At 62.2% G+C, this 7,643-nt stretch carries 6 protein-coding genes; all 6 read right to left on the reverse strand.

Annotation, left to right across the window (positions count from 1 at the left end):
- Nucleotides 1–14: 14 nt before the first annotated feature.
- Nucleotides 15–845, reverse strand: a complete 831-nt coding sequence (locus IEG05_RS18465) for an ABC transporter permease (RefSeq protein WP_046621485.1) — start codon at nt 843–845, stop codon at nt 15–17.
- Nucleotides 842–1,768 (reverse strand): ABC transporter ATP-binding protein, encoded by a 927-nt coding sequence (locus IEG05_RS18470; RefSeq protein ID WP_046621482.1) that lies wholly within the window; start codon nt 1,766–1,768, stop codon nt 842–844. The genes IEG05_RS18465 and IEG05_RS18470 overlap by 4 nt, the downstream gene beginning before the upstream one ends.
- The gene (locus tag IEG05_RS18475) at nt 1,765–3,078 is read right to left on the reverse strand and encodes a nitrous oxide reductase family maturation protein NosD (protein WP_191122502.1); all 1,314 of its coding nucleotides are present in this window, start codon (nt 3,076–3,078) and stop codon (nt 1,765–1,767) included. Before IEG05_RS18475 ends, IEG05_RS18470 begins: the two co-directional genes overlap by 4 nt.
- Nucleotides 3,079–3,205: 127 nt before the next feature.
- The gene (gene nosZ / locus IEG05_RS18480) at nt 3,206–5,116 is read right to left on the reverse strand and encodes a TAT-dependent nitrous-oxide reductase (protein ID WP_191122503.1); all 1,911 of its coding nucleotides are present in this window, start codon (nt 5,114–5,116) and stop codon (nt 3,206–3,208) included.
- Between the two features lie 71 nt (nt 5,117–5,187).
- Nucleotides 5,188–7,365, reverse strand: a complete 2,178-nt coding sequence (nosR, locus tag IEG05_RS18485; RefSeq protein ID WP_191122504.1) for a transcriptional regulator NosR — start codon at nt 7,363–7,365, stop codon at nt 5,188–5,190.
- A 4-nt stretch (nt 7,366–7,369) separates the two neighbouring features.
- Nucleotides 7,370–7,643 (reverse strand): hypothetical protein (locus IEG05_RS23370; protein ID WP_224742891.1); only part of this gene is annotated, 274 nt, incomplete at its 5' end.

Below are 7,643 nucleotides of genomic sequence, written 5' to 3' on the forward strand. Positions count from 1 at the left end.
TCGATTCATGGAATTCAGGTCAGACGCCGGCGAAAGATGCCGTACGCCAGCAGCAGCGACACGCCGATCCAGGCCAGCAGACACAGCCAGAGCACCGAGGTCGGCACCGGCAGATCGGCGCCCAGCGACAGCACACCCATGGCACTGCCGCTGCCTTCGAAGCCGGACAGGTTGATCAGGCGGTAGATGTCGGTGGGGTTTAGCAGCAGCAGCCAGGGCAGCAGTTCCGGGTTGAACTTGCCTTCGCTGAGCACCAGCAGCGCAAGCAGGACCAGATCGAACACCAGCACGAAGAGAAACCACACCCCGAGCGCCAGCCCGGCGGCGCTGGACTTCTCATTGACCTTGCCGCTGAGCACGTAGGCGAAGGCGAGGAACACCCAGCCGAGCAGCGTCGAGGAGATCATGAAGCGGCCGAACGCCCAGAACAGCATGCCGAGCTCGACGCCTTCGACCAGCACGGCGATGGCCAGCGCCGCGCAGCCGAAGCCGATCAGCACCGCCAGGGCGAGGATCAGCCCGTGGCCGACGAACTTGCCGAGCAGGATCTGCCCGCGCCCCAAGGGATAGGTCAGCAGCAGCATCAGCGTGCCGCCCTCGTCCTCGCCGACGATGGCGTCATAGGCCAGCAGCAGCGCGATCAGCGGCATGAGAAAGGTGGCCAGACTGGCCAGGCTGGCTATGGTCGCCGGAATCGAGGTGAAGCCAAGCTGGCCGGAGGCCGCGGCGCCCAGCCAGGCGATACCCACCGCGAGCACCGCGAAGAGCAGGCTGATGGCGAGCAGCCAACGGTTGCGCAGGCCGTCGCTGAGTTCCTTGCGGGCGATGTTCCAGACCTGGTTCATACGCGACCCTCCTGGGCGCGCACATCACCGGCGCGCTCCATGTAATAGCGATAGAGGTCTTCCAGCGACGGCTGGTGGATCTCGATGTCCTCCGGCTCGCTCTCACCCAGCAGCTGGCGCAGCAGCACCAGCTTGTGGCCGTTGACCGCAACCACTTCCAGACTCGATTCGCTGAGACCGCGGGCGCTGTGCCCGGCATCGGTCCAACGCTGCAGCCAGCTGTCGCGCTCGCTGACGCCACTGGCACGGATGCGCACCGGCAGCCCGGCCTCGGCACGCAGTTGCGACAGGCTACCGACGGCCTGCAGGCGGCCCTTGGCGAGGATCGCCGCGCGGTTGATGTGCGCCTCGACGCCCGGCAGCACGTGGGAACAGAGAATGATGCTGGTGCCGCGCTGACGCAGGCGGTCGATCAGCAGGTAGAGGTCCTGGGTAGCGATCGGATCGAGGCCCACGGTCGGCTCGTCGAGCAGCAGCAACTTCGGTTCGCCAAGCAGCGCCTGGGCCAGGCCGAGACGCTGGCGCATGCCCTTGGAATAGGTTTTCACCCGGCGATCGGCGGCATGGGCCAGGCCGACCTGCTCGAGCAGCTCATCCACCTGGCTCAGCGCGGCGCCCTTCAGGCGCGCGAAATGGCGGAGGGTTTCGCGGCCGCTCAACTGCGGATAGAAGGTTACGTTCTCCGGCAGGTAGCCAAGCTGGCGACGCACCTGCGGATCGTTCAGCGCACGGCCCAGGACTTTCACCTGGCCCTCGCTCGGCGCGAGCAGGCCGAGAATCAGCTTCATGCTGGTGGTCTTGCCCGCACCGTTATGGCCGAACAACCCCAGCACCTCACCTTCACCGAGGTTCAGATTCAGATCGTGCAGCACGGTCATGCTGCCGTAACGCTGGCTTACGCCCTGGATCTCGACGGCGTTCATGACGTTGGTTCCTGCTTGTCAGTAAGGAGTTTTTCAGTGGGCAGCTTCATCAGCGGATGGCTGTCCTGTACGCCCGGCGACTTGACCACCGGGAAGGCTCGCTGCACCCAGCGCAGCACTTCGATGCTCGGGCTGTTCATCAGCAGGCGCACCTGCGGATACAGCCAGAGCAGGCGATCGACGTTGTCGTTGGGTTCGTAGGCGACATCGCCCAGCCCGTCGTCATTGCGGTCCCAGCCCAGGTAGTCGCTCCAGTAGTTGCCACGACCGTCTACCGACCATTCCTGAGTACGGGTCGCCACGTACTTGACCTGCTGCTGGTTGCCGACGAAGGCGTTGCCGGAAATGCGGTTGTCTTCCGAGCCGGCGGTCAGGTGGATACCCAGCGAGCTCTTCTCGAAGTGGTTGTTCTCGATGGTGTTGAACAGCGAGTTGTAGATGAACAGCGCCTTGCCCTCACCGCCGCTGATCATGCTGTCGCCACCGGTATCGCCACGCTGCACGTCGCTGACGTAGTTGCCGGTGATGGTCGAATAGGTGATGTAGTTCATCAGGATGCCGTAGTTCTGATCCTGCTCGGAGCGGTTCCCCGTGACGATCAGCTTGCGGCTCTGCATCAACGCGTAACCAGTGCGGGTACGGCGGGTGATGTTGTCGATCACGCTGTTGTCGTTGGCGAACATGTAGTGCACGCCGTAACGCAGATCCTCGAGGACATTGGCCTCCAGATGATTGCCGTTGGAGGTATCGATGTAGATGCCGTCGCGCGAGTTGCGCACGTGATTGCCGACGATGCGTGCGCCTTTTACCGCAAACAGGTGGATGCCGTTGCCGCGATCCTGCGAGCGAATGTTCACTTCGCCGTCGATCTCGTTGCCGATCACCTGCACATCGGCGGCGCCATCGACGAAAACGCCGAAGCCCGGCCCCTGCATGCGGTTGTTTCGAATCAGCACCCGAGGCGCGGCCGGCAGGACGAACACCGCCGAGTCCATCGCGGTGAGATCGGAACCCCAGTCGCGCAGCGTGCAGCCTTCGACGACAACGTCGGGCGCACTGATGAGCAGGCTGCTGCCCTGGCCCTGGGATCGGATGATGGCACCCGGCTCGCAACGCAGCTGCATTGAGTGCGCGATGCTGAACTGACCCTGATATTCCCCAGCAGGCAGGCGCCAGCGATTTTCACCGTCGGGCTGCAGCGGCAGGGTTGTGATGGATTGTGGTGCCGCCTGAGCCGCACCACTCAAAAAAAGCAACAGCGTGACTGCTGCGGGGTATCGCGAAAAAAAATCAGCCTGAGCTTTGAACACTGCGTTTTGACCTTCTTCAGCTTGCAGGCGAAATGCGGCTGCCGGAAGGGTCGCGGCATCATGCCGAAACCCTTCGCGAAATGGCGATGCCATCGCCCGACCGCAAACGGGCGATGGCTGGAGCAGCTTACGCCGGCTCGACCATCATGCGGCCGACCATTTCCATGTGCAGCGCGTGGCAGAACCAGCTGCAGTAGTACCAGTGCAGCCCCGGCTTGTCAGCGACAAAAGTGATGGAAGAGGTCTGCTGCGGGCTGATCTCCATGCTCACGCCATGGTTGACCATGACGAAGCCGTGGGACACGTCTTCGATCTGGTCGATGTTGGTGATGACCACGGTGACTTCGTCGCCCTGCTTGACGGTGAATTCCTGCACACCGTACGCCGGCGCCATGGAGGTCATGTACACGCGCACCTTGTTGCCGTCGCGGATGACCTTGTTGTCGGCTGTCAGGTTGATGCCATCTTTCTCGGCCATCTTGACTGTCGGCGCGAAGAACGGATCGTTGCGGTCCCAGATCTTCTTGGTCTTGATCTGGTCGCGGCGGGCCATAATGCAGTCATGCGGTTCAGCGAAGGTCGGGCCGTCATGCACCAACTTCATCTCGTCACCGGAAATGTCGATCAGCTGATCGTTTTCCGGGTGCAGCGGGCCGGTTGGCAGGAAGCGGTCCTTGGAGAATTTGGACAGCGCCACCAGCCATTTGCCGTCGGCTTCGCTGGTTTCGCACAGCGAGGCGTGCAGGTGGCCCGGCTGGTAGTGCACGTCGAGCTTCTGCTTGATGTAGTTGACCTTCTCGCCCTTGTAGGCACGCACCGCTTCTTCCATGTTCCACTTGACCACCTGGCTGTCGATGAACAGCGTGGTGTAAGCGTTGCCGCGACCGTCGAAGGTGGTGTGCAGCGGACCGAGGCCCAGCTCCGGCTCACCAACCACCACGTCACGTGGATCGGCCAGCTTGCCGGCGAACAGGTCGGGCAGCTTGTCGATGGCGATCATCGAGCAGGTTGGCGACAGCTTGCCGGCAGCGATGAAGTACTTGCCGTCGGACGAGGTGTTGCAGCCGTGCGGGTTCTTCGGCACCGGGATGTAACGGGTGAATTCGCTGTCCTTGTCGCCCTTCTTGCGACCATCGAGCACCGGAGACTTGGAATCGCCGAGGGTAATGAACTTGCCGGCCTTGATGGCCTTCTCGATGGCGTGGATGTCGAACACCACCACCCAGTCGCGCTCGTTGCGCATCATGCCGCCCAGATCGAAGGCCTTCTCCGAGTTGTAGCAGGTGGCTGCGGCGAAACGGCCGGTGTAGTCGGCGTCGGTGTTGTCGAGGTTGCCGTCGACAATCACCTGGAAGGCCATTTCCATGCTTTCCGCATCAATGGCGTTGTACATGGTGTAGCTGTTTTCATCCTGCAGGTCGAAGACCTTGCCATCGTTGGGGTGCGGGATGACGAACTCGGCGTTGGCAAACACGTACTTGGTGTGCGGCACCTTCTGCAGACGCAGACCGTGGATCGCTTGCACGTTCGGCACGGTGATCATCTTGTCGCACTTCATGATGTCCAGACGGATACGTGCAACGCGGCTGTTGGCCTTGTCGTTGATGAACAGGTACTTGCCGTCGTACTTGCCGTCGGTCATGGAGATATGCGGGTGGTGGCAGTCGCCGTTCAGGAACTTGGCGCTTTCGCCCATGATGGCGCGGCTTTCGTTGGTCAGACCCCAGCCGGTAGCCGAGTCGACGTTGAATACCGGAATACGCATCAGCTCGCGCATGGACGGCACGCCCAGTACGCGCACTTCGCCCTGGTGGCCGCCGCTCCAGAAGCCGTAGTACTCGTCCAGTTCGCCCGGGCCGACTTCGATCTTGGAACGTGCTTCCTTGGCGGCGGCGGCAAAGGATTCACGCGTCATCACCGCGCCGCCGAAGGCCGTCGCAGCCACGGCCGCACCGGTCATCGCGGAGGCGCCGAGGAAGCTGCGGCGACTCAGGCCGCCCTTTTCCAGGGTCTCTGGATTCTTGCTCTTGTCACTCATGGGGTGTTGCTCCTTTTGACTCACAAACACAGGGGTGTGTTGGTTGCGAGCGACTCGCCGGCGGCGGGCACTCAGGGTTCAACGACTTCAACGACGGGAATCAGGTTGGCGTCGGCCGGGGCCGGCTTCTCGCGCTTCTTGCGCTTGTTCTTGTTCACCAACGGAGGACACTTGTTCTCGTTGTGGTAGGTCATCTGGCAGTCCAGACAGTAGTGGCACTCGTTGTGGTTGATGTGCCCATCCGGATGAATCGCCTGCACCTCGCATTCATTGGCGCAGATCTGGCAGGGGTTGCCGCACTCCTTGCGCCGCTTGAGCCAGTCGAACAGGCGGAAGCGACCGGTGATCGCCAGCCCCGCGCCCAGCGGGCAGATGTAGCGGCAGTAGACCTTGCGGGTGAAGATGTTCACCACCAGCAGCGCCACCGCGTACGCCACAAACCACCACTGGCGGTCGAACTTGAGCGTGATCGCGGTCTTGAACGGCTCCACCTCGGCGGCCTTCTCCGCCATCATCATCGACTCAAGGGAGATACCGAACAGCACCAGCAGGACGATGTACTTGATCGCCCAAAGCCGCTCGTGCACCGCGAAAGGCACGTCGTACTGCGGAATCTTCAGCTTGCGCGCCGCCTCGTTGATCAACTCCTGCAGGGCGCCGAACGGGCACAGCCAGCCACAGAACACACCGCGCCCCCAGAGCAGGATGCTCGCCGCGGTGAACACCCAGAGGATGAAGATCACCGGATCGGTGAGGAACAACTCCCAGCGGAAGTCCTGAACCAGCGCATGGACGAAGGTCAGCACGTTGACCACCGACAGCTGCCCCAGCGCGTACCAGCCGATGAACACCACGGTGAACACCAGATAGCCGTGACGCAGCCGCTTGAGGAAGGTCGGGTGCTTGGTCAGCTTGTCCTGCAGGAACAGGATCACAGTCAGCAGGCCCAGCGCGACGAGGATCACGCCGATCTGGAAGCTCTTCTGGTACCAGATGTTGACCCACATCGGCCGGTTGGCCTCTTCGATGGCGGCCAGCTCCTCGGCGGTCGGCTGCGGGCGCTCGATGTACTGCTCGGGCATCTGATAGGGCAGCTCGAAGCTGGTGAACATGCCGCTGATCGGGCCGGTCTGGCGGCGCACCAGCAGCTCCAGCGTCCAGGGTGAACCGGGATCGAACGCCGCATGCTCGCGGACGATGAAGATCGCCATTTCCCTGAAGTCGGGCATGCCTTCGGCATAGACGTCGTCCAGCCGCTGGAAGTCCATGTCGCGGAAGCTGATGACATTGCCGAACTGGCGCAACTGGACCCGATCGAAAATGCCGCCGCGGACATAACCCGAGCCCTTGAACGAGTACTCACCGCTGCCCATCACCGCGACCGCATGCTCGCCTGGCTTGAGCTCGTCCATCAGCGTGCGGTAGTGCGCGTCGCCGAGCAGGGCGCGACCGATGGTCGGTGGGTTCAGGTGCGTGGCGTAGAGGTCGATGAAAGTGTCCTGCACCTCCTCTGCCGCCGCCTCGTCGATGCCTTCGCCCTCGGTGCCCTTGAACGCCTCGTCGATGTCGCCCTTGGTCAGGTGCAGGCGGCGGATCGCGCCGTTGCCGGTCAGCTCGCTCCAGGTTGCCGGCTCGTAATAATCCGCGCGGACGGTGGCCGGTTTCTGCGCGACGCCCGCCTTGCTCTCCACCAGCCCCAGCGACACCGCGACGTCATGCGCCGCGCGCATGACGATCTCGTTGACCACCATCACCGTGACGGTGGCACCAGTGACCGCATCGATGGTGACCGCATTCTCGTCCCGCGAACGGCCGACAACCACGCGCTGGTCAACGTGGATACCCTGGTACTTGGCATTGAAGGCGTGCAGCTCTTCTTCGGGGATGCCGATCAGCAGGATCGGTTCATGGTGCTCGAGCACGTAGGCATCGACGATCACGCCCTGAGGGTCGAGCAGCACCTGCATGTTGATGGGTTTGCCGGAATAGGCGGGGATGTCCACCACGTTGATGGACTGGAAGGCATAGCCAAGGATCTCGTCGCCCTTGGTGATCGTGCGGACCTGGTAGTCGCCCTCAGCTGCAGAGACGCTTGCGCCGGGGAAGAACTTGTCGAGGCGCTGCTGCTCGGCTGCATATTCTTTGGCCTGCAGCGACGATGCGCAGACGCTCAGGATCAGCAGAATGAAAAAGCCCTTGACCCAGGTACTGAACATACCGGCCAGCGACCAGATTTCACGGGAAGCCATCGAATTACCTGCTTGTACGGTTGGCGTAAGCGGATGGTAGGTGAGCGTCTACATCCCTACCCTTGATTGCAATCAAGGACTCCCCCGGCGACTGTTTTCGTTGTCCCATGTCAAAGAACACCATGACCGTGAACAAAGACGTTGTTATGACTAGCAGGCCGTTGAAAAAAGCCAGAGCCCGCGTGGCTCTGGCAAAATGGCGGCCATCCTCTTCTGCCGAAGCCAGCCCAAGCCGATGCGTGGACTCGACCTCAAACAAAACGAGCTGTTCAGTTATA

Origin of the sequence: Stutzerimonas kunmingensis (assembly GCF_014764705.1) — a bacterium.
Lineage (GTDB): Bacteria > Pseudomonadota > Gammaproteobacteria > Pseudomonadales > Pseudomonadaceae > Stutzerimonas.